The sequence below is a fragment of the Paenarthrobacter histidinolovorans genome, from assembly GCF_014647595.1.
GTDB lineage: Bacteria > Actinomycetota > Actinomycetes > Actinomycetales > Micrococcaceae > Arthrobacter > Arthrobacter histidinolovorans.
On sequence record NZ_BMPM01000001.1, the window covers coordinates 299,798 to 322,048 of the forward strand.

21 protein-coding genes are annotated in these 22,251 nt (G+C 63.8%); 9 read left to right on the forward strand and 12 right to left on the reverse strand.

Features of this window, described 5'->3' with window-relative positions; translation table 11 throughout:
• Positions 1-5: 5 nt before the first annotated feature.
• Together IEY62_RS01350 and IEY62_RS01355 are read left to right on the forward strand one after the other, a co-directional pair.
• The gene (locus IEY62_RS01350) at positions 6-1,298 is read left to right on the forward strand and encodes a DUF58 domain-containing protein (RefSeq protein ID WP_189013254.1); all 1,293 of its coding nucleotides are present in this window, start codon (positions 6-8) and stop codon (positions 1,296-1,298) included.
• Positions 1,299-1,322: 24 nt separating this feature from the next.
• Positions 1,323-2,042, forward strand: a complete 720-nt coding sequence (locus tag IEY62_RS01355) for a DUF4166 domain-containing protein (RefSeq protein WP_189013256.1) — start codon at positions 1,323-1,325, stop codon at positions 2,040-2,042.
• Here the strand turns inward: IEY62_RS01355 and IEY62_RS01360 are convergent.
• Positions 2,039-3,073, reverse strand: coding sequence for a uroporphyrinogen decarboxylase/cobalamine-independent methonine synthase family protein (locus IEY62_RS01360; protein ID WP_189013258.1), 1,035 nt, complete (start codon positions 3,071-3,073; stop codon positions 2,039-2,041). The two genes, IEY62_RS01355 and IEY62_RS01360, sit on opposite strands and share 4 nt — an antisense overlap.
• Positions 3,074-3,076: 3 nt before the next feature.
• Positions 3,077-3,466, reverse strand: coding sequence for a chorismate mutase (locus IEY62_RS01365; protein ID WP_189013260.1), 390 nt, complete (start codon positions 3,464-3,466; stop codon positions 3,077-3,079).
• A 92-nt stretch (positions 3,467-3,558) separates the two neighbouring features.
• Between IEY62_RS01365 and IEY62_RS01370 the strand changes: the two genes are divergently transcribed.
• Positions 3,559-4,215: an NADPH-dependent F420 reductase gene (locus IEY62_RS01370; RefSeq protein ID WP_189013262.1), complete on the forward strand. Its 657-nt coding sequence runs from the start codon at positions 3,559-3,561 to the stop codon at positions 4,213-4,215.
• Positions 4,216-4,289: 74 nt separating this feature from the next.
• Here IEY62_RS01370 and IEY62_RS01375 read toward each other — a convergent pair whose 3' ends face one another.
• The 4 genes from IEY62_RS01375 to IEY62_RS01390 all read right to left on the reverse strand — a co-directional run bounded on the left by IEY62_RS01375 (position 4,290) and on the right by IEY62_RS01390 (position 9,847).
• Positions 4,290-5,996, reverse strand: a complete 1,707-nt coding sequence (locus tag IEY62_RS01375) for an ABC transporter ATP-binding protein (protein ID WP_189013264.1) — start codon at positions 5,994-5,996, stop codon at positions 4,290-4,292.
• Positions 5,993-7,000, reverse strand: a complete 1,008-nt coding sequence (locus IEY62_RS01380; RefSeq protein WP_189013267.1) for an ABC transporter permease — start codon at positions 6,998-7,000, stop codon at positions 5,993-5,995. The genes IEY62_RS01375 and IEY62_RS01380 overlap by 4 nt, the downstream gene beginning before the upstream one ends.
• A 2-nt stretch (positions 7,001-7,002) precedes the next feature.
• Entirely contained in the window at positions 7,003-8,094 is a 1,092-nt protein-coding gene (locus tag IEY62_RS01385; RefSeq protein WP_189013269.1) for an ABC transporter permease, read from the reverse strand.
• A gap of 124 nt (positions 8,095-8,218) precedes the next feature.
• Positions 8,219-9,847: an ABC transporter substrate-binding protein gene (locus IEY62_RS01390; protein ID WP_189013271.1), complete on the reverse strand. Its 1,629-nt coding sequence runs from the start codon at positions 9,845-9,847 to the stop codon at positions 8,219-8,221.
• 247 nt (positions 9,848-10,094) lie between these two features.
• On the opposite strand from IEY62_RS01390, the gene IEY62_RS01395 reads away from it, so the two are divergent.
• Positions 10,095-10,922, forward strand: a complete 828-nt coding sequence (locus IEY62_RS01395) for a caspase family protein (RefSeq protein WP_189013273.1) — start codon at positions 10,095-10,097, stop codon at positions 10,920-10,922.
• Positions 10,923-10,974: 52 nt separating this feature from the next.
• Here IEY62_RS01395 and IEY62_RS01400 read toward each other — a convergent pair whose 3' ends face one another.
• Entirely contained in the window at positions 10,975-12,600 is a 1,626-nt protein-coding gene (locus tag IEY62_RS01400; protein WP_189013275.1) for a gluzincin family metallopeptidase, read from the reverse strand.
• A 90-nt stretch (positions 12,601-12,690) separates the two neighbouring features.
• Entirely contained in the window at positions 12,691-13,815 is a 1,125-nt protein-coding gene (mnmA, locus tag IEY62_RS01405; RefSeq protein ID WP_229785072.1) for a tRNA 2-thiouridine(34) synthase MnmA, read from the reverse strand.
• A gap of 177 nt (positions 13,816-13,992) precedes the next feature.
• Between mnmA and IEY62_RS01410 the strand changes: the two genes are divergently transcribed.
• Complete coding sequence (locus tag IEY62_RS01410; protein WP_189013279.1) at positions 13,993-15,228, forward strand: NAD(P)/FAD-dependent oxidoreductase; 1,236 nt, start codon at positions 13,993-13,995, stop codon at positions 15,226-15,228.
• 18 nt (positions 15,229-15,246) lie between these two features.
• Here the strand turns inward: IEY62_RS01410 and IEY62_RS01415 are convergent, their stop codons facing one another.
• The 4 genes from IEY62_RS01415 to IEY62_RS01430 all read right to left on the reverse strand — a co-directional run bounded on the left by IEY62_RS01415 (position 15,247) and on the right by IEY62_RS01430 (position 18,978).
• Positions 15,247-16,470, reverse strand: coding sequence for a cysteine desulfurase family protein (locus tag IEY62_RS01415; RefSeq protein ID WP_189013281.1), 1,224 nt, complete (start codon positions 16,468-16,470; stop codon positions 15,247-15,249).
• Between the two features lie 25 nt (positions 16,471-16,495).
• Entirely contained in the window at positions 16,496-17,179 is a 684-nt protein-coding gene (locus IEY62_RS01420) for a helix-turn-helix transcriptional regulator (protein ID WP_189013283.1), read from the reverse strand.
• Positions 17,180-17,276: 97 nt separating this feature from the next.
• Positions 17,277-17,951: a hypothetical protein gene (locus tag IEY62_RS01425; protein ID WP_189013285.1), complete on the reverse strand. Its 675-nt coding sequence runs from the start codon at positions 17,949-17,951 to the stop codon at positions 17,277-17,279.
• Between the two features lie 94 nt (positions 17,952-18,045).
• Entirely contained in the window at positions 18,046-18,978 is a 933-nt protein-coding gene (locus IEY62_RS01430) for a diacylglycerol/lipid kinase family protein (RefSeq protein WP_189013295.1), read from the reverse strand.
• Between the two features lie 120 nt (positions 18,979-19,098).
• Here IEY62_RS01430 and IEY62_RS01435 point away from each other — a divergent pair, with 120 nt between their 5' ends.
• From IEY62_RS01435 to IEY62_RS01450, 4 genes are all read left to right on the forward strand, one after another.
• Positions 19,099-20,037 carry a J domain-containing protein gene (locus IEY62_RS01435; protein WP_189013297.1) on the forward strand — a complete coding sequence of 313 codons (939 nt, stop codon included), beginning with the start codon at positions 19,099-19,101 and terminating at the stop codon, positions 20,035-20,037.
• Positions 20,038-20,103: 66 nt separating this feature from the next.
• Positions 20,104-20,571: a tRNA (cytidine(34)-2'-O)-methyltransferase gene (locus IEY62_RS01440; protein WP_039242162.1), complete on the forward strand. Its 468-nt coding sequence runs from the start codon at positions 20,104-20,106 to the stop codon at positions 20,569-20,571.
• Positions 20,572-20,648: 77 nt separating this feature from the next.
• Positions 20,649-21,365: an ECF RNA polymerase sigma factor SigK gene (gene sigK / locus IEY62_RS01445; RefSeq protein ID WP_404594014.1), complete on the forward strand. Its 717-nt coding sequence runs from the start codon at positions 20,649-20,651 to the stop codon at positions 21,363-21,365.
• 1 nt (position 21,366) lies between these two features.
• On the forward strand, positions 21,367-22,200 hold the full coding sequence (locus IEY62_RS01450) for an anti-sigma factor (RefSeq protein ID WP_189013301.1): 834 nt from the start codon (positions 21,367-21,369) through the stop codon (positions 22,198-22,200).
• The last annotated feature ends 51 nt before the right edge of the window (positions 22,201-22,251 follow it).

The window sequence follows — 22,251 nt, forward strand, 5'->3', positions numbered from 1 at the left end:
CCTGAATGGCCATCACCGGTCGCTTCGTCGTGTTGGCCCTGGCGGGTTTGGTGCCGTTGGTGCTGTTTCCGTCATGGCTGACGGCCCTGTTGGTATGCGTTTTCCTGGTGCTGGCGCTGGTTCTCGACCTGCTGTTGGCGGTCTCTCCGGCAAAGCTCGTCCTTGAGCGACGGCAACCCGGGAATGTCACGTTGGCAGGCAACGCGGAGTCGGTGGTGTCGGTGACCAACACCACCGGACGGAAACTGAACGCCGTCCTCCGGGATGCCTGGCAACCGTCCGCCGGGGCCATTGATCCTGTTCAGCACTTGGCAGTGCCGGCCGGCGAACGTCGTCGGATGACGGTTACGTTGGTACCCCGGAGACGCGGCGACCTGGAAAGCCCGCACGTAACCATCCGCTCCTTGGGGCCACTGGGCATGGCAGCCAGACAACGCACCCGGCCACTCGTCGGGCAGCTAAGGGTGTTGCCTCCTTTCCACTCGAAACGCCATCTTCCCTCAAAGCTCCGGAAGCTCCGGGAACTGGACGGCAAGGCCGCGGTGCAGATCCGCGGTGCCGGAACCGAGTTCGACTCGCTGCGGGACTATGTCCGGGGCGATGACGTCCGGTCCATCGACTGGCGCGCCACGGCCCGTCGCACGTCCGTGGTGGTCAGGACCTGGCGCCCCGAACGCGACCGTCGTGTCGTCGTCGTGCTTGACACGTCCCGCACGGCGGCCGCCAGGATAGAAGACGAGCCGAGGCTCGATACGGGGATCGAGGCGGCGCTGCTGCTCGCGGTGCTGGCCGAACGAGGTGGGGACCGCGTGGACTTCCTTGCTTATGACCGGAGGCTCCGGGCCAGGGTCGAGTCGGCTTCCAAGGGAAACCTGCTCGGGCAGCTTGTCCAGGCCATGGCGCCGCTGGAAGCCGAACTGATCGAACTTGACTGGCAGCAGATCCCGGGACAAGTACGGGCCGTTTCTGCGCACCGTTCGCTGGTGGTGCTGTTGACGGCGCTCGACGGCGGCGCCCCCGAAGAGGGACTGCTCCCCACCGTCGCCCAACTGTCCCGCCAGCACGTGGTAATTGTTGCCTCGGTTCGCGATCCACTGCTGGCGACCATGAAGGCCGAACGGACCACAGCCAGCCAGGTGTTCCGGGCGGCCGCGGCCGAACGCGCGCTTCTTGAGCGCGCAGCAGTCACTGCCCAATTGCGTCAGCTCGGAGCCGAAGTGGTGGACGCAGAACCGCTGGATGTTCCGCCCTTGCTCGCTGACACCTACATCAGGCTCAAAGCAGCCGGTCGTCTCTAGTTTCCAGATCCAGGAAGGACAGCCATGAACGCGCCAATTTACCAGCTTGCCCTCGGTGAAGACTTCACCAGGTTGGCTCCTGAAGTGCAGGAGTACTTTTCACTGGCGGCCGGCTCCGGATCGTATGGAATCGGGGAGGGCGTTTTTGACGTTGTCGGTTGCCGGCAACGATGGCTGCGGCCGCTGCTCGCCCTCACAGGGAGCGAGGAAGCGTTCTTCCCGGAGTACGGTGAGCGCATTCCTTTCCGCATCGAGAACCATGCACACGTTGATCCGTTCGGCCGTCCGGCGCTGACGGCGCGACGCGAGATCTACTTCCCCAGCGGCACCCGGCTGTTCCACGACACCACGAGCGCTGTCCTGTCCCCGGGGCGGCAAGCAAACGACCGGGCGCGACTGGTGGACCATATTGGCCGCTATCGGCGCCTGGCTACGGATCTGGACGTCGCGGTCACCGATGAAGGCCGCCTTCGCGGTATTTCCCGGGCGAGCCGCTTGTTCCTTGGGCCCCTCCGTATCCCGCTTCCCGCGGCACTGGATGCCAAAGCCTACGCAGAACAATGGTGGGACCGGACCGAGGGCAAGCACCGCATCCAAGTAAAAGTCATCCAGCCGCAGATCGGGCTGGTGCTGGTGTACGCGGGTCGTTTCGACTATCGGCTTGCGCCGTACCTGCCCGGTACCGTGCCGGGGACGGCTCTTCCCCGTTATGCCGAACCGGACCGTTGGGAACAGCGTCTCTAGCCCTGGGCCAGTTGGTCCAGGCCATCGGCAACCTTCGTCAACTTCGTCAGCACATCCTTTGCCGCCGAAGGTGTAAAGTCCTCGAGCCCCGCGGAAGGTGTGACCCGGAGACCGGCAAGACCGGACGCCTCCAGGCCGAGCTGGCGCCAAGGCTTCCAGATGCTCTCCACAACCTCGGCTGTCCTGGGCAGTTGGGCCCGGGGGTCGCCGGTCCACAACGCACCGGCCCATACCCGCTTCCCGCTTTCCACAGCACCGGCCAGCTGCTCCCATTGGCGTGTTGTCAGCGCCTTCAACGGCACTGCCACGCCGTCGGCACCAGCAGCCAGGATCCGATCGATGGGTGCCTCGATTTCCGGTACCGAAATGACTGTCTCGACGACGCCCGCGGCCTTGAGCGCGTCGATCACCAACCGCCAGGCCCCGGTGACTTCCTCGCCGTCGATGGATCGCAGCGTCCGGTAACCACTCGCCGTCGGGATGGTTCCGGCCATGACGGAAGCGATATCCGGCTCGTCCACCTGGACCACCAGGCGGGCGCCGGGTACGGCCGCTGAGACTTTGCGGAGGTGTTCCGCCACGCCGGCGGCCAGAGACTCCGCAATGTCCCTCCTGGCTCCGTAGTCCAGCAGCGCGCGTTCGCCGTTATGCAGGTGAAGGCTGGCGGCCAGGCTCAACGGCCCCATCAACTGGAGCTTGAATTCAGTCGCTGACACGTCCTCGGCACCGGCCACATCGGCCAGAATATTGATGTCCGTTGCCAGGGCCGAGCTCGCGCGCCGTTCATCCTTGCCAGGCCTGTCCACCAAACGCCATCCATGCGGCTGGACATCGATGTCCAGGTCAACGAGCAGTGATCCGGTGCGGCCGACTGCATCGGAACCCACTCCGCGTGCCGGCAGTTCCGGCAGGAAAGGAAGATGCGGATCACCCAGCTCCCCGCGGATGATCCGGATGGCCTCGGCGGGATCGTTGCCCGGCCACGGCCCCAAGGCAGTCGCGCTTGCGCGCACGTCACTCGCCAAGGACATGGATCAGGCCTGCCGGCTGGAAATCTGGTGATCCTCGGCGATGGCCTCGTGGTGGCGGATTACTTCGCTGATGATGAAGTTCAGGAATTTTTCGGCGAAGGCAGGATCGAGGTGGGCGTCCTCGGCGAGGCGGCGAAGCCGGGCTATCTGCGCAGCTTCACGACCCGGGTCCCCGGCCGGCAGCTTGTGGGTTGCCTTCAGGACCCCCACCTTCTGGGTTGCCTTGAACCGCTCCGCGAGCAGGAACACCAAGGTTGCGTCGATGTTGTCGATGCTGGACCGGATGGACAACAGCTCCTCCATGACGGAGCGGTCAACGTGGCCGGCCAGGGAGCTCGCAGCCGGGTTGAAGGAATCGTCGTCATGGGAAAGGGCATTGTTCTGCTCGGTCATGCATCCAAGTCTATGGTGTGGGACGCAGTGTTTTCCGCGCATGAAGCGGAGCACAATGGCACCATCACTGCAGTTTCGACAAAGGAGCTCTCATGGAAATCGCGGTTCTGGGCACGGGGATGGTGGGCCATGCATTGGCTGGCAAGCTGGTGGCACTCGGCCATGAAGTCACTATGGGCTCCCGGGAATCAGGCAACCCCAAAGGCGTTCAGTGGGCAGAGCAGGCTGGGCCCCTTGGGCATGCGGGTTCCTTCGCGGAAGCGTGCTCACGGGCCACCCTGGTCATCAATGCCACGCCGGGAACGGTCAGCCTGGCCGTCCTTGCCGAAGCCGGTGCGGACAACCTCAACGGGAAAGTCCTTTTGGATGTCTCCAATCCGCTGGACGGCTCCAAGGGCTTTCCCCCCTCGCTGACGGTTTGCAACACGGACAGCATCGCCGAGACCATCCAACGGAGCTACCCAAAGGCCCGTGTTGTGAAGTCTCTCAATACGGTCAGCGCGCCGGTGATGGTGGACCCTGGGCGCCTTCCCGCTCCCCATGACATTTTCATGGCCGGCAACGACGCCGACGCCAAGTCCACGGTTTCGGCTTTGCTGCAGGAATTTGCGTGGGAACCCGGGCACATCCGGGACCTGGGCGGACTGGACGCAGCACGGGGAATGGAAATGTGGTTGCCCCTGTGGCTGCGGATTTTCATGCAGCAGCCCCAAGGGAAAATGTTCAACATTTCGATCGTCTCCGAGTAGTTACCCAGCAACAGACCGCAAAAGGCGCGCCCTGCACGGCAGGACGCGCCTTTTGCGGCGTTCGGCTGTGGGAGCTAGCCGCCCAGCAGCGCCCGGTGCGCTTCCCGCCGTCGTGCTTGTTCTTCGGGGTCCGGCACCGGCAAGGAGGCGATCAACCGCTTGGTGTACTCATGCTGCGGTGAGCCCATCACGTGGTTTCCGATCCCCTGCTCCACCAGCTGCCCCTTGTAGAGGACGCCTACCCAGTGGGACAACATGTCCACCACCGCGAGGTCGTGGCTGATGAAGAGCGCCGCAAATCCGAACTGTTCCTGGATGTCCTTGAACAGGTCCAATACCTTGGCCTGCACCGACACATCCAGCGCGGACGTCGGTTCGTCGGCGATAAGGAGCCGCGGGTTCAGCGCCAGGGATCGTGCCAGGGAAGCGCGCTGGCGTTGCCCGCCGGAGAGTTCGTGCGGGTACCGCTGCGCGTACGACGCCGGCAGCTGGACTGACTCGAGCAACTCGCCGACCTTCTTACGCGCCTCAGCCGCACCCGGCTTGGTGTGGATCATCAGCGGCTCAGCGACGCACTCACCGATGGTGAGGTGCGGGTTGAACGACGCTGCAGGATCCTGGAACACAAAACCGATCTCTTTGCGCAGCGGCCGGAAAGTCCGCTCCTTGAAGTCCAGCATTTCGTAGCCCAGCACCTTCAGGCTTCCGCCCGTTGTCCGGTTCAAGCCCGCGATGGCCCGTCCAATGGTGGATTTGCCTGAACCTGACTCCCCTACCAGGCCAAAAACCTCGTTCTCGGAGACGGTGAAACTGACATTGTCCACTGCTTTGAACCCGTGCCTGCCGAAACGGCCAGGGTATTCAATGGTGAGGTTCTTTGCCTCCACCAGGACTTTTCCGTCCTGGTGGAGCCTGCTGCGTGCCCCTTCGGAGGCCGAGTCGCGGCCCAGGTGGGGCACGGCGGCGAGGAGCTTCCGGGTGTACTCCTGGCGGGGCTCAGCGAAGAGCACCTTGGAGGGGGCCTCTTCCACGACGTCGCCCTGGTACATGACCACCACCCGGTCTGCGAGGTCTGCCACGACGCCCATGTTGTGGGTGATGAGCACGATCGACGTCCCGTAGTTGTCCCGCAGGTCCCGGAGCAGTTGGAGGATCTCGGCTTGTACCGTGACGTCAAGGGCCGTGGTGGGTTCGTCGGCCACGATCAGGCCCGGATCCAAGGCAAGCGCGGCGGCAATGACCACGCGTTGTTTCTGTCCGCCGGAGAACTGGTGGGGGTAGTAGTTGACCCGTGTCTCGGGATCGGGGATTCCTACTTTGCGCAGGGCCTCGGTGGCTCTTAGTTTCGCTTCCTTGGCGGAGATGCGCCCGCCGTCGGATGCATGTGCCCGGATGCCCTCGGCAATCTGCCAGCCAACGGTGAAGACCGGGTTCAAAGCAGTGGAGGGTTCCTGGAAGACCATCGCCACGTCGCGGCCGCGGATCTTGCGCAGCGCGGACTTGCTGACGCTGATCACGTTGTTTCCGTTGATCAGCACTGCGCCCGAACTGATGGCTGTTTCCGGAAGCAGGCCAAGAATGGTCTTGGCTGTGACTGTTTTTCCGGAGCCGGACTCCCCCACGATCGCGACGACTTCGCCGGGGTTTACCTCAAGGCTGACATCCTTGACGGCGTGTACGTCTCCGCCGTCGGTGGCGAAGGTGACTTGGAGATGGTCAATGGTCAGGACCGGCTGCCCTGTGGGCGCCTGGTCCGAAACTTGTCCGAGATTGGTGGTCATGGCTTACCTGCCTCTGCCGGTGCGGACGGCGTTCCTGGTGATGCCGGAGTTCCTGCGCCGCCCCCCGCTCGTTTGCGTCCCCGGATACGGGGGTCGTTGAGGTCGTTGATGCTCTCGCCCACGAGCGTGAGGCCCAGGACCGTGAGCACAATCGCGATGCCGGGGAAGACACCGGTCCACCAGATACCGGAGGAGGTGTCTGCCAGTGCCTTGTTGAGGTCGAATCCCCATTCCGCCGCGGAGGTGGGCTCAATGCCGAATCCCAGGAAGCCCAGACCCGCCAACGTGAGGATCGCTTCAGAGGCGTTGAGGGTGAACATGAGCGGCAGGGTTCGGGTGGCATTCTTGAAAATGTGGCGACCGATGATGCGCATGCTGGAGGCGCCAAGAACCTTGGCCGACTCCACGAACGGCTCTGCCTTGAGCCTGATGGTTTCGGCACGGATCACCCGGAAGTACTGCGGAACGAACACCACAGTAATGGAGAACGCGCATGAGAAGATACCGCCCCAGAAGCTGGACTGGCCGCGGCTGATGACGATTGAAATGACGATTGCCAGGAGCAAGGTGGGGAAGGCATAGATGGCGTCGGCCACCACTACCAGTATCCGGTCCAGCCACCCGCCGAAGTACCCGCTGAGCAGGCCAAGGGCGACGCCGAGGAAGAGTGACATGGCAACGGAAACAATGATGACCGTTACAGCCGTCTGCGATCCCCAGACAACGCGGGACAGGACGTCGTAGCCGCCAACTGTGGTCCCCAGCAGGTGCTTGCCTCCGGGGGCCTGCTGGGTGGGGAAGGAACCCGAAGCGTCACTGAGTTGGGAGTAGCCATAGGGCGCCAGCAGGGGCGCAAAAATGCTTGTGAGGATGAACAGCCCGCTGAGGACGACGCCAACAACGAGCATGCCGCGTTGTAGCCCGACGCTCTTCTTGAGGTGTGAGATGACAGGGAGCCGGGAGAACAGCGGCTGCCTTGGCGGGGTGAGTGTGGGGGTGCTCATGGTCAGTACCTCACTCGGGGGTCGATGAGCGCGGCAATGATGTCCACGATGAAGTTGGTAACGGCCACGATGATGGCCAGCAGGACCACAATGCCCTGTACCGCGACGAAGTCACGGGCGTTGAGGTACTGGACCAGTTGGTATCCCAGACCCTTCCATTCGAAGGTGGTCTCCGTCAGGATTGCACCACCGAGCATGAGCGCGATCTGTAGCCCCATCACGGTGATGATGGGGATGAGGGCTGGCTTGTAGGCGTGCTTGGTCACGAGCCGGAACTCGCTGACGCCCCTTGAACGTCCTGCCTCGATGTAGTCCTTGCCCAGGGTCCCGATCACGTTGGTTCGGACCAGCCGCAGGAAGACACCGGCAGTGAGCAAGCCAAGGGCAATGGCGGGAAGGACAGCGTGGGAAACGACGTCGCCCAGTGCCGTGAAGTTGCCGCTGCGGATGGCATCAAGCCAATAAATGCCCGACGGCGCCGCGAGGCTGCTCATGGTCAGTTCAGTCCGCGTTGACGCACGTCCAGCTACCGGGAGCCAACCGAGCCAGACCGAGAAGGTCAGCTTAAGCAGCAGCCCCGAGAAGAACACGGGCGTTGCGTAGCAGAGGATTGCAAAAAACCTCAGGAAGGCATCCGGGGTCTTGTCCCGGTGCTGGGCGGCGATGAGGCCGAACGGGATACCGACGGCGAGCGCTACGATCAGCGCGTTGATGGAAAGCTCGAGCGTTGCTGCGCCAAAAGTGGTGAGTACCTCCACAACCGGCCGCCGGTCCGTGATGGTGGTGCCGAAGTTGCCGGTGATGAGCTGGCCCAGGTACTCGAAGTACTGCACCAGGACCGGCCGGTCGTAACCGGCGTCGTGGATCCGCTGGGCCAGGACATCGGGAGGAAGCCGGCCACCTTGCGCTGCCGTGATGGGGTCGCCGATGACCCTCATCAGGAAGAACACGAGGGTCACCAGAATGAAGACGGTAGGGATGATCAGGAAGAACCGGATCACGATGTACCTGCCGAGCCCACCCCCGCCTTTGGACTTGCTCCTGGGAGCAACTACCCCGGGCTCAGCCTCGGGTACTTCTATAACTGTTGTCATTGTTACCTGTATTTCCTGCCCGTGGATTGCGCGGGATTGGCTGATACGCGCCGGCCACGATGGTGGTCAGCAAGGGAGGCGGGACACTGGATCAGTGGCCCGCCTCCCCCATCACAGAGTGTTGTTACTTGGACACGGTTCCGAGACGGAACTTGAAGGAAGGATCCAGCGTCTTGTCGACGCCGTTCACACCGCTTCCAACAACAGCCACCTGGGCGCCTTGCAGCAGCGGCAGGGTGGAGATGTCCTTGGCCAGCGCGTTCTGGACGTCCTTGATGTCCGCTTCACGCTTGGTCTTGTCGGCTTCGGTGAGCTGCTTGCCGATGAGGTCGTTCACCGTGGGGTTGTTGTAGTGGTTCTTCAGGAATCCGCCTTCGGGGAAGAACGGGGTGAGGTAGTTGTCGGCGTCGCTGAAGTCCGGGAACCAGCCAAACTGGAACAGCGGGTACTCGTCGGCACGGCTGGCCTTGCTGTAGGTGACCCATTCGGTGGACTGGAGATTCACCGTGAACAGGCCGGACTTCTCCAGCTGCTCTTTGATCATGGCGTACTCGTCACCGGATGATCCGCCATAGTGGTCCGGGTTGTACTGCAGGTTCAGGGCCACCTTGTCAGTGATTCCTGCATCAGTGAGCACCTTCTTGGCTTTGTCCAGGCTGGGCTTGCCGGCGTCGCCGTAAGCATCCTTGAAGGACTCATTGGCTCCGAGGAATCCGCTGGGGACATTGGAGTAGAGGGGCAGGTAGGTGCCCTTGTAGACCTGGTCGGCGATCGCCTGGCGGTCCACGAGGTTGGCCACGGCCTGGCGGACTGCCAATGCCTTGGCCGGGTCCGCTCCGGTTGCCTTGGTTCCAAACGGCATGGTGTCAAAGTTGAAGGTGATGTAGCGGATCTCGCCACCCGGACCCGTCAGTACCTTGACCTTGGAATCCTTGCGGAGATCGTCGATGTCCGTAGCGCTCAAACTGCGGAAGGCGACGTCGATGGCGCCCTGCTGGATTTCCAGCTTCAGGTTGGTGGGGCTGGCGTAGTACTTGATGGTGGCTGCATCGTTGGCCGGCTTCCCAAGGACGCCCTTGTAGTCGGCAAAGGCCTTGAAGCTGACAAGTTCGTTCTTCTTGTAGCTGTCAATGGTGTACTGGCCGTAGAACGCGTTCGCCTTGATGATCTCGTCGTCGGAGAGGATCTTGTCTGCCGGGAAGACCTCGTCATCGACGATCGGAGCGGCAGGGCTGCTGAGTATCTGGCTGAAAGTCTGATCGTTGGCGTTCTTGAGCTTGAACACCACGGTGGTGGCATCGGGTGCGCTGACGCTCTCGATGTTCGTCAACAACGATGCCGGACCGGCAGGATCATTGATGGCCACCTGGCGGTCGAAGGAGAACTTCACGTCCTTGGAATCCAACGTGTGGCCGTTGGCCCATTTGAGCCCGGACTTGAGCTTGACTGTGTACTCGGAAGGGGCCGTGAAGGACGAGGATTCTGCCAGGTCCGGTACGGGTTCCGCCCCGCCGGGCTTGGAGTTCAGGAGGAAGGAGTAGACCTGGTTCATCACCATGAATGAACCGTTGTCATAGGAACCCGCAGGGTCCAGTGATGTGACTTTGTCTGTGGTGCCGTAGGCGATGGGGCCCGCGGCCGCCGGAGCAGACGAGGAGCCGCCGCCGGAGGGGCCCGTGCATGCCGTCAAGGCGAATGCGGAGATGCCCGCCAGCGCGATAGCGCCATGCAGGGCCTTCTTGTTCAGTGCCATCTGGTGAACCTTCTGTTCGATGGATTCGATGCTCCGCCGTGGGATATTTGTGACGGAGCACACTCTTAGTGCCTCGATTCAACCAGACTTCGAAGCCTGCGAACCCCCGTTTTGGTGATTTGAGACACAAAATTTACTTTCCAGTAGCTTCGCCCGGGCACCACGGGAGCATTGCCGGACGGGTGGGACGGGAATATGGTTTATCCCGGGTGCTCAACCGCTGGATCACACGTCGAAAGTCAGGCTCATGGACAAGGCAGCCCTTTGTGTGGGGATCAACAAATTCAAGTACCTTCCGGAGTCCAGCTGGCTTCACGGCTGCGTCAACGACGCCGAGGATCTGGCCGGACTGCTCGAGGAAAGCTATGGATTTCCCGCGTCACAGATCACAGTCCTGAGGGATGACAAAGCAACCAAGAAGATGGTCCTGGCCGAAGTCAACAAGCTGGTGGACGCAGCGGCAGAGGGCACGGTCCAGCAGATCGTGTTCACCTTCTCCAGCCATGGCACACAGATTCCCGACACAGGCGGCGACGAAGACGACAGCCTCGATGAAGCTTTTGCCTGCCATGACATCAACGATTCCGGTGACTCCTGGGATCCCGGCACGGTCATTTCAGACGACGAACTGGCTGCCGTGTTCGGCCGCCTTCCTGATGGCGTCCTCATGGATGTGCTGCTTGATACCTGCCACAGTGGTACCGGACTGAAGTCACTGGACCTGATTCCCGGCCGGCGGCCGCGCTTCCTGCCGGGGCCAACGCCCCGGGCCGTCATGGCGAACGAGGACCTGGAGACCCGGACCCTGCGCGACATCGTCAAGACCGCCAAGCTGTCCACACCGGTCCTCATGGCGGCCTGCAGATCCGACCAAACCGCCGCGGATGCCCTGATGGAAGGCCGGTACAACGGCGCGTTCACGTACAACCTGGTCAAATGCCTGCGCAGCGACGGAAGCTTGGGGCGGGCTGACCTCCTCAAGGAAGTAAGCAAGGGATTGAAGGCCGGCGGCTTCGACCAGGTGGCGCAGCTTGAGGCCTCAAGGACTGCACGCAAGGCAGCCTGGGGAGCCTGAACGCCGTTCCCAGGCTGGCGGGCAGCGGGCCCGCGTGGTTTCGTTTGCGGTGCTAGTCTCCGGTTCCGTGGAATTTGTTCCGTACCCCGGATGAGGCCGCCTGTTCGGCTTCGTGATGCTGGTCGGAACCGAACAGCTGGCCCTGCCGCTCCCTGTCCATGACAGGCTTGAGTGCGGCGTATACCAGGCGGCCACCGGCGTCGAACCTCAACAGTCCTCCTCCGCGAACGTCGATGAAGTCCCGCCCGGTCTTCACGCCAAGGCGCACATAGGCTTCCTTCCGGCTCATCCTGACCGTCTGGATGAAGGAGGCTCCGATCTCGGAAATGATGAAGCCATCGGGCGAAACGCGCTCGGAAGTCCGGACCCGGGTGGAGCTCAAGGGGGTACGCCGCTCGAGGCGGGCCGCTTCCAGGAGCCGCGGGTTCTCCCACACGAAGCGCTGCACTTCCTGGGGATCTGATCCCAGCGCCGAAAGGCGGATCGGGTAACGGAGTCCGCTGTAGTTCTCCACTCCGCTGATGTTGTTCAGCGAGACCCGGCGGAGGCCGATCGCGGAAAACTCGGCCTGCAGCGCTTCCCGGTATCCATGGGCGTCGTCAGGAACCATGTCCAGGTCTGCGGCAATGATTCCGCGCAGGAGGTCGCGCCAGGAAACATCCACCGGTGGCATGTAGGACAGGCCCCGGATCACCATGCGAAGGATCCTGGTCGCAACAATCGAACCGGATTCGGCCTTCTGCTGGAGGCTGTGGAACCCGCCATAGCGGGCGTTCCTCTCGGCCCACAACCGCTGGACTGCCCTAAGCACCGCACCCACCACAACAGCACCGCGCGCATGGGGTTCGGGGAGCCGTTGCCACCCCTCGGGCGCGGCCCCGACGAACGGCTCGCGCAGCGGCCCACGGGCAAAGAGATCCCGCGCGAAGTCAAAAAGGGAACGCATCAGGACTTCGTCGTCAACCTGCTGCCCCGCTTCGAAACCACCTGCTGCGGCTTCGAGCTGCCGGTACACAACCTCCTTGGAGGAGAACACGGAGAGGATGGCCACGATGTCGGCCAGCGCCTCGTGCATGGCCAGTTGTTCCATGGTGGCCATCTGGTCCGCCCACGCTGGCCTGAACCCGTCAAGGATCGCATGCGTCACTTCGTGGGCAACTATGTCGCGGTACAGGGCAGTAGGGACCTTGTATCCCATCCGGTCCACGGAACCGAAACGAATGATGTTGGTTCCCCGCTCGTAACCGGTGTCCGTGGCGGTCACCAGGTCGCGGGCTTTGAGCACCACACGCCCTTCGGGATTCCACGGCATGCGCCTGCCCAGGGTGGATTCGAAGATTTCCAGCGTGCTCATGGCGACACCGTAGACGTGCTGGGCAAGAAAGCGGGTGTCATCCAGGAGCTCGCGCAGGCCGGCCGGCGGTGGTTCGGAAATCAACCGCCACGGATCTCCCGGCTGCGTCAGGCTGACCGGGGAGACAGTGGTCCCCCGCCACTTCCGGATATGGATGGCGTAACGGTGGCCGGTGGGACCTCTCCGCAACCGTTCAACCGGTATGCGTACCTGTGCCGTCAGTGGCGGCCCCCCGGCGGGGGCTATCGGCCCCTCAGCAAGGATGGTCAAGGAAACCATCTGCCCGGCTTTGATGTCCCCCGGGCTCTTCTTTGGAAATGCCACAGTCATCGCCGTCCCGAATGCGGACCCCAAACACCGCAGCGGAAACGCTGCTTAGCCCAGTATGGTGGCGGGGCATTCCGGAGGCAATGGCTACTGGAGGGCTACCCGCTGAAGGGAGCGGGCGGCGTCGATGGTTGCCTGTCCCAGGACTCTGCTGCCCTGGTAGAGAACCACGGTCTGGCCGGGGGCCACACCACGCAGGGGATCGGTCAAGGTAACCACAAGCTCTGCCCGTTCCACACCGGACTCATCCTCAACGGCTTCCACCCGCGCTACTGCGGGGACGGGATCTCCGTGGGCACGGACCTGGGCGTGGCATTCGAATGCAACGCCAGTGGCAACCTCAGGGATGGGCAGGCCGGCCCAGGAAACCTTGATGCCGCGGATCTCGTCGATCGCCAGCAGGGCTTCGGGGCCTACAACTACCTTGTTTTCCTTGGGGCGGATCTCCAGGACGAACCTCGGCTTGCCGTCAGCGGCGGGAGTGCCCAGCTTCAGTCCGCGCCGCTGTCCGACAGTGAAGGCGTTGGCACCCGGGTGTTCGCCCACCTTGGCGCCGGTTTCATCAACGATGTCACCGGTTGTCATCTCGATCTTTTCAGCCAACCAGCCACGGGTGTCGCCGTCGGAAATGAAGCAGATGTCGTGGCTGTCCGGCTTGTTGGCCACGGACAGGCCGCGCCGCTCAGCTTCGGCACGAACCTCGGCCTTGGATGGCGTGTCCGCCAGCGGAAACATGGAGTGCTTGAGCTGCTCATGGGTCAGGACGCCAAGGACGTAGCTCTGGTCCTTTGCCCAGTCGGCGGCGCGGTGGAGTTCGCGGTTGCCGTCGGCGTCTTCGATCACCTTGGCGTAGTGACCGGTGCAAACAGCATCGAAACCAAGGGCGATCGCCTTCTCCAGCAATGCCGCGAACTTGATGCGCTCGTTGCAGCGCATGCACGGGTTGGGCGTCCGGCCGGCGGCGTATTCGTCGATGAAGTCCTGGACGACGTCTTCCTTGAACCGCTCGGAGAAGTCCCACACGTAGTAAGGAATCCCCAGGACATCGCAGGCCCGCCAGGCATCACGGGAGTCCTCAATGGTGCAGCAGCCCCGGCTGCCGGTGCGCAGGGTCCCCGGCATGCGGGACAACGCGAGGTGGACCCCCACGACGTCGTGCCCGGCCTCAACGGCTCGGGCGGCGGCCACGGCGGAGTCCACTCCGCCGCTCATTGCTGCAAGTACTCGCATGCTGGCTTTCTGGATCAAGGGATGTGGCGGCCTCTCGGCTCGTGAGAGCCGTGGACGCCCATCCATTCTATGGGCGATACCACGTCAGAGGTAAATCCTCTTGACGGACCCACCGTGGGCTTCTAAAGTCAAGATTACTGGTTTTAGAATCGAGCTGACATGGCAGAAGAAGCGATAGTCATAGCCGGTGGCGGACTGGCAGGCGCCACCGCCGCCAGAACCCTGAGGACCGAGGGCTACGCCGGCGCAGTCACCCTTCTGGCGGCCGAGGCGCGGACCCCTTACATCCGGCCTCCCCTTTCCAAGGAGTTTCTCCTGGGGAAGGCAGATGAAGCATCCGTGGAGGTGGTGCCGGCCGATTGGTACCACGAGAACGACGTCGAACTCCTCCTTGGCACTCCGGCCACGCGACTGGATCCCGGCGGCCACACGGTTGCACTGGCCGACGGCCGGAGGCTGCCGTACAGCAAACTGCTGATCGCCACAGGAGCGCGGCCCCGCAGAATCCCGCTCCCCGGAGCCGATCTTGACGGCGTCATGACCTTCCGGACCTTCGAGGACAGCCTGCAGCTCAGAGCTGGCCTGGCAGGCGGGGGACGCAAGGTAGTCATGGTCGGATCCGGATGGATCGGTATGGAACTGGCGGCCGCTGCGTGCACTTACGGAAACGAGGTGACCCTGCTCGGCCTCGAGGACATCCCGCTGAGCGCGGCCATTGGACCCGAGCTGGGCACGTTCTTCCGTCAGCTGCACGAAGACCAGGGTGTCAGCTTCCGTCTCCCTGCGAGCGCGGCCTCCATCGAAGGACGGAGTGGGCGGGCAACAGCGGTCCTGACCGATTCCGGCGAAACGTTACCCGCCGACGTCGTCATCATCGCAGTGGGCGTCGCTCCGGACACGGCGCTGGCGGAGACCGCCGGGCTGGCCCTGCGCAATGGAATCCTGGTTGATGCCGGTTTGAACACCAGCGCCCCGGATGTCCTGGCGGCAGGGGACGCAGCCAACGCGTTCCACCCCTTCACCGGCGGGCATCAGCGCAGCGAGCACTGGGCCAACGCGCTCAATGGCGGCAAAGTCGCCGCAAAGTCCATGATGGGGCAGGACGCAGTACTGGATGCGGTGCCGTACTTCTATACTGACCAGTTCACCGTGGGCATGGAGTACTCCGGCTACCCGTCGCTGGCCGCGGGCATGGAACCGGTGATCCGTGGCTCAATGGAGGACGGCAGCTTCATCGCCTTCTGGCTGAGTCAGGAGAGGGTGGTTGCCGGCATGAGCGTCAACCAGCGGCGTGTCCAGAAACCCATCAAGGCGCTGATCTCCCAACGGGTGGCAGTGGATGTCCGCCAGCTCACCGACCCGGACGTATCCCTCGAAGAACTGCTGCCTGGATAGGCCTGCAATCGTGGTGGCTTAGGCCACACCCCGCCGGGCAACGGTAGCCGCAGTCTGGATGGAGGACTCATGACCGGCCATGCCTGCTTGCCGCGCCCTGGCGCAAGCTTCCGGAAGTGCCTTCAGGAGGGCCTCGACATCAGCTTCGGTGGATGTGTGTCCCAGGGTGAAGCGCTGGGCGCCACGGGCAGTATCCTCATCGAGTCCCATCGCCAGCAGGACATGCGAGGGCCGCGGCACACCGGCGGTGCACGCCGAACCCGTTGAGGACTCAACACCAGCGAGGTCCAGCAGAAAAAGCAGTGAGTCGCCTTCACAACCGGGGAAGGTGAAGTGGGCATTGCCGGGAAGCCGGCCTTCACCCGCGGCGCCTCGGAGCACCGCGTCGGGAACCGCTTCGAGGACTCCCCGGATGAGGTGGTCGCGCAACGCCGCCAGCCGTTCCCGCTCCTCCGGCAGCTTCGCGGTGACCGCTTCTGCTGCCGCGGCGAAAGCGGCGACGGCGGGGGTATCCAATGTGCCGGAGCGGACGTCCCGTTCCTGGCCTCCCCCGTGCTGGACGGGAGTCAGCTTCACGGACCTGCCAAGGAACAGCGCACCAACACCCACGGGACCGCCCAGCTTATGTCCCGACACGGACATGGCAGACAAACCCGAGGCCCTGAAATCGACCGGGACTGATCCGAAGGCCTGCACAGCATCCGAGTGGACGGGAATGCCATGCGGCGAGGCGAGCTCCACGATCCCGGCTACCGGCTGGATGGTGCCAACCTCGTTGTTGGCCCACATCACCGTTACCAGGGCAATGGATTCGGGATCCCGGCTGATCTCCTTCCGGACAGCATCCAGCCGGACCGCACCTTCGCTGTCCACGGGAAGCCATGTGACGTCCGCCCCTTCATGGCGCTCAAGCCACTCGACGGTGTCCATGACCGCGTGATGTTCGACGGCGGAACAGAGGATGCGGGTCCGGCGGGGGTCTTCGTCGCGGCGGGCCCAGTAGAGGCCCTTGACTGCGAGGTTGTCCGCTTCTGTCCCACCGGATGTGAAGATGACTTCCGATGGATGGGCGCCTGCCGCGGCGGCGAGGGTTTCGCGGGCGTCCTCTACGGCGCGCCGTGCCCTGCGTCCGGCACCGTGGAGGGAGGACGGGTTTCCCGTCTTCGCCAACTCACGTGTCATCACGGTCAGCGCTTCCGCCGAAAGGGGCGTGGTGGCGGCGTGGTCAAGGTATACAGGCACCTTGCCATTCTACCGATGCCGAAGCTCAGCGCTCAGTGTTGTTCCCAGCGGGGGTAACGCGTGCGCAGCAATGCCCATCGCCCGGATCGGGCACTACGGCCCCGGGCGGCAAACCCGATGCGGAAGCCACTCCCCTAAGGAAGGCGCCATTCATGGCGCACACCACGTCCTCGTGGTCCTGCGACAAGCGATGGAAAGGACAGTTGCGCAGACGGTACCCTCCGGATTCATCCGGGGACGGCTCATAGCCGAGCTCGCGCAGGGCACCAGGAAAGTCGCCCGGCCTTCCTGAGAGCCTCCCCCGGTCCGCGGCGACCTCACCCAGGACAGCATCCACGGGCACGCCTTGGGCCGTGAACCGTGAGATCGCCTCAGCCATAAGATGCCCGGCAAGGTCATAGTGTCGTTCGGGGATGGAGACTGTTACTTCCTGAAGTTCCGGACTGTAGAGCTTTGCCGGCCGCCCGGAACCGGGTCCCGTTTTATGCGCGGGCTTCCTGAACTGCACACTCAGGAGTCCTTCACGTACCAGCCTGTCCAGGTGAAAGGATGCCGTGCTCCGCGGAAGGTCCATGGCGGAGGCGGCCTCGTCACGGCCGACCGGCTGCCCGGCGCGCAGGACGTACTCAAAGAGCCGACGGCGGTGTGAGTCGCCAAGGGTGGCTACGGCCGCGATTCTTCGGGCCCATGGAAGACCGGTTGTACCCATGCCCACAGGATAACTCTAAAAACAAGGTCCGTTGCTTTAGTCCTGGCGCTCATTGCCAGACCCCGAACCGCGGGAAATACGTGCCGCCGCCGTCCCGCTACGACGGTGGAACCACCGCCAGCTTCGCTTCGACCTCAGCCCGTGCCTTGGCCAGGGAGGCGTCGTCAGGACAGGCCAGGGAGATGTACACCGAGGACGCAGGTGCGCTGAACAGCCTGGCAAGCACCACCACCGGTTGGCCGCCCGATGCTGCGGAGGATTCCAACGCCAGGAACTCCACGCTGCGAACCGGCTTATCGGTGTCCTGGCCCCACCTCAATGAGGCCGGCTTCAGCTTGTCCACGTTAATTCCCGCATCAAGGTAGTGAAAAAGTTCCTTGGTGGAGGCAGCATCGTCACCGGCCACAACCAAAGGGCCCTGGTTGACGCTGACACGCGCTGCCAGCGTGCACCCGTCCGACTTCTTGAAGCGGGCCTCGCCTTGGAGGCCGGAGTGCACCACGGACCAGCCGGGCACCTCCTCCAGCTTGCTGGACACTGTCACGGGATCACCGGGAGCCAAAGTACCGCCCGCTGTCAACGGCAGGTCCTTCGCGGCCACAGCCTCGGCATCATGCCCGGGCGTGATGGTGGGAGTGGCGAGAGTGGATTGCGACGGCGACGGCTTCGGTGCCGAAGGGTCCGGAACGTTCACACTGCAGGAAGCAAGCACGACGCCTACGGTTCCCAAGGCAACTGACCCCGCCAACCGCCGTCGAACGCTGAACGCCACCTGTTGCTCCCGCCTCTATGCCATGCCGCCTGACTGCGCCCTGCCGCGTCCGAGTCTAGCCGCCCGCAATCATTCTCCGCCCGGGCGGGGCAATCTAGGCAAGGACATGCAGCGCCAATGGAAGGACATCGATGTCCGCAGGCAACGCCCCAAGCCGCTCACCATCCGCGTAAGCCACAACTCCCTCGGCCTCCAGACGGACTTTCCGGACGCGGCGGATCATCACCTCGGACCGGCTTGTGTGCTTGCCCGCAAAGACTTTCGGAAAAATAGCGAGGAACTTCAGCCGCGACAAGGGCTCCACCACAAAAAGATCAAGCCATCCGTCATCCGGCAACGCGTCGGGGGTGATGCGCATGCCGCCGCCGATGGATTGCCCGTTCGCCACGGAAATGAGCAACGCACCCTGGTCCCAGCACACACCGTCGACACAAACCCTGTACTCAATCCGGCGGAAAGAACCAAGCTCCCTCAGCATCGCCAGGTTGTAACGGCCCTTCCCCCGCGGCCAGCGCCAGGAATTGGCGCGCTCGTTCACAGCGGCATCAAACCCTGCCGACAGTACGCCGGCGAAACAGGTGGTCTTCCCACCTGCCCTGACCCTGCCGACATCCATCCTTCGCCCGCCCGCCACCATGGCGTTCAGGACGCGCTGGCACGCACCAGCGGGATTGTTCAAGGGCAAACCCAAAAGCCGGGCCACGTCGTTGCCCGTTCCGCTGGGAATGATCCCGAGCGGTACCTGAAGGCCCGCGAGCGCGTTGACGCCCAAGTGGATCATCCCGTCACCACCGACCACCACCAGAGCTGCCACCTCCGCATCGGAGGCCAACACTTGTTGCACCAGCGTCACCAACGGCTCATAGCCGTCGGCCTGGAGAACGACGACGTCCCAACCGGCGGCGCGGAAGTACTCTGCGGCTTTGTCCCCCGCCCCGCGGGACCTGCCAAAAGAAGCCGCCGGGTTTACGGCCAGCACAATGCTTCCCTGCGCCGCGGAGGATCGGGAACGTTCCGGAGGAGTCACAGCCCGAATTATGCCAGCCGGGGAACCACGCGCCCCGGTGCCGACGTTCACATAGTGGCTGGATAAACTTGCCAGTACCGCCCCGATGGAGCGGCCGTCATCCTAGAGAAGGGCCCGTGCTTGGCCGAGGGCAGCAGTTCGCATTATCAGGTTCTCCGTGTAGCCGTCACCGCGACGGACAAAGAGATCAAAGTGGCCTACCGCAAGGCTGCCCGGAAAGCCCACCCCGACCACGGTGGAGAGGCAGAGACGTTCCGGCGCGTAACCCTGGCGTACGAGACACTCATCGACCCACAGCGCAGGGCCGAATACGATCGCCGATACGCCAGCGGTACCTCCGGACGCGCCCAGGCCCGGCCAGGAGACTACTCGGGCACGCCGGCGCCAGGCCCGTCGGCAACCACCAACGTCAAGCGGCCCCCGACGCAACGCAACACCGCCGGCGATCCACCGGTCTACGTTCCCGCCTTCGACGACCCCAACGAAGTCCCCCTTGTTACGGCAGCTGAAGCGGCCCAACAAGTCCACGGGCTTCCCCGCAAGCGCGGAATCTTCGGCGCCGAGGCCCGGATCCAACGGGAAATGCGCACGGTGCAGCTCATCAGCCGGCAGGTCCTTCCCGCCATCCCGGCCGCCCGGCTGATCAACGGCCTGCGCTCGCCGTCGGACAACAACCACATCGACCACGCGGTCCTCTCCGGCTACAGGCTGGCCTTGGTTGGTTCCATGCTGCTGCCCAAGGGCGCGTACGCCTGGGACGGTCATTCACTGCGCCACGGGGGCCGTTCCGTCGCTCCCCCGCAGCTGGCCCACATCGTCCGCCACATGCAGGACATCTTCCCCGAATTGAACGTCACCGGCTGGGTAGTACTGCACAGCCCGGACGGCAACCTGCACGAGCCCGTCATTGATCACTACGACAAGGGCCAGGGCAGCGCCGTCGAGATTGTCAATGGCGCTGGTCTTGTCCGGGGACTGAAGCAATTCCTGGGTTCGGGGCCCGCTCCCAACACCGTTGTGGTTCCCGTGCTGGCCAGGCTGCTTCGGGGTATGCACTAGCTTCGGGGTATGGCGTGGCTCCGCATTGTGCCAGGTGTCCAACGCGCGCCTGACTAAGATGGGACGGTGTTCCGCATCCTCTTCCACACTCCAGAAATTCCGGGCAATACCGGCAACGCCATCCGCCTCGCCGCCATTACGGGCGCCGAGCTTCACCTGGTGGAGCCCCTTGGTTTCGATTTTTCCGATGCCAAGCTTCGCCGGGCCGGCCTTGACTACCACGACCTCGCTGTCGTCACGGTCCACAAAGACATCGAAGCAGCCTGGGAAGCACTGCAGCCCGAGCGGGTCTTTGCCTACACCTCCGACGGCGAGACGTCGTACACGGACATCGACTACCGCCCGGGCGATGTCCTGATGTTCGGACCCGAATCCGTGGGCCTGCCGGAGTGGCTCAAGCGCGACCCGCATGTCACTGCGCGGGTCCGGCTGCCCATGAGGCCATCCCTGCGTTCGCTCAACCTTGCCAACGCTGCCTCGATCGCCGTCTTTGAGGCCTGGCGGCAGAACGGTTTTGCCGGCGCCAAGGTGTAGCCCATCCACGGAGGCCACTGCACCGAATACCTTACGCAGGGACAATCCTGCAAGGGACATTCAGTGAGGGAGCCTCCGTGAGCGCGTTGCAGACCAGGGCTTTAGCACAGCACGGCCACATCGCCGCGCCCGCAACGCGACCCCGCAGTGCTGCCGGATTCAGACGCGACAACATATGCTGGACAGTAATGGACATCCCCAACAACCCCGGCCCCCCGGTCTACCAAGCTACCGGCACTGCCACTGACCTCAACACCCAGTTGACCGGCTTGCTTGAGCTCGTGGCAGCAAGAGACCAGCAGGCGTTCGCCGAGTTCTATGCACTGACCTCGCGGCGTGTTTTCGGCATGGCCAGGCGCGTACTCATAGACCCGGACCTCAGTGAGGACGCCACCCAGGAGGTCTTCATCCAGGTGTGGCAGGGTGCGGCCAACTTCGACCGCGCCGCGGGAACGCCTCTTGCCTGGCTCATGACCATCGCCCATCGCCGGGCCATCGACCGCGTCCGGGCAGTACAGGCGGCCACGGACCGCGAGGCCCGCTACGGTGCCGCGAGCCAGGACCTGGACCGGGACCTTGTTGCCGAAGAGGCAGACAGCAATCTCGAGGCCGAAGCCGTGAGCCGCTGTCTCGGTACCCTGACAGACACCCAACGCGAGTCCGTCCGTCTCGCCTACTACGGCGGCCTGACCTACCGCGAAGTGGCTGAACATCTCGGCGCGGCCGTACCAACCATTAAATCGCGCATCCGGGATGGACTGCTGCGTTTGAAGACCTGCCTGGGGGTGGGCTGATATGAGCGAAAACACCGGTGGAGGCTTTATCCGCAGAATGTTTGCCAACGACATCGCAACAGATCTCGCTGAGGGCCGCGTGCTCGAACTGGCTGAGATCTACGCCCTGGACGCCGTCAGCGACGACGAACGGGCCATGATCGATGACTATGTCAAGGACGCGCCCGAAGGACCCGAGTTCCTTGAGCGGGTCCGCGAGGCGCGCGAAACCCTGGCAGTGAGCTTCATTGCCGAGGACGAGCCCCCCGCAAGCCTCTTCGGCAACATCATGGAACGGATCACCCAGGAGGCAGCAGCCCCGCCGTCCGCGGAACCGGCAGTACCGACCGTGGCGGCTCCCGCCGTCGACGACCTCGCGGCGGCAAGGGCGAAACGCGAAGAGCGGCAGCGGACAAGCGGCGCACGCCGCTGGCTCGTTGGGGTGGCGGCAGCGGCAGTGATCGGTCTCGGCGGAATCGGCGTGGGCGCCTATGTTTCTGCGCAGAACGATCCCGTCAACCAGGTACTGCAGGCCCAGGATGTTCAGAAGCAGTCGGCCCCCGTTCCCGGCGGCGGTACAGCCACGATTTCCGCGTCATCGGCCAAGGATTCGTTCGTGGTCCTGATGGACGGGGTGGCCCCTGCCCCTGATGGCAAGGTCTACCAGCTGTGGACGCTGCCCAAGGATGGCTCCGCGCCGGTTCCCCAGGGAACCATGGATGCCCAGACGCTCTCGAAACCAGCAGTGGTGAAGGGCTTGTCCTCGGCCTCGTCCGTTGCCATCACGGTTGAACCGGCCGGTGGGTCGAAGGCTCCCACCAGCGCTCCGGTTCTGGTGGTTGCCCTCAGCGCCTGAAGCGCAAGGAATTAATGCACGACGGCGGCCGTCCCACCTTGGGGACGGCCG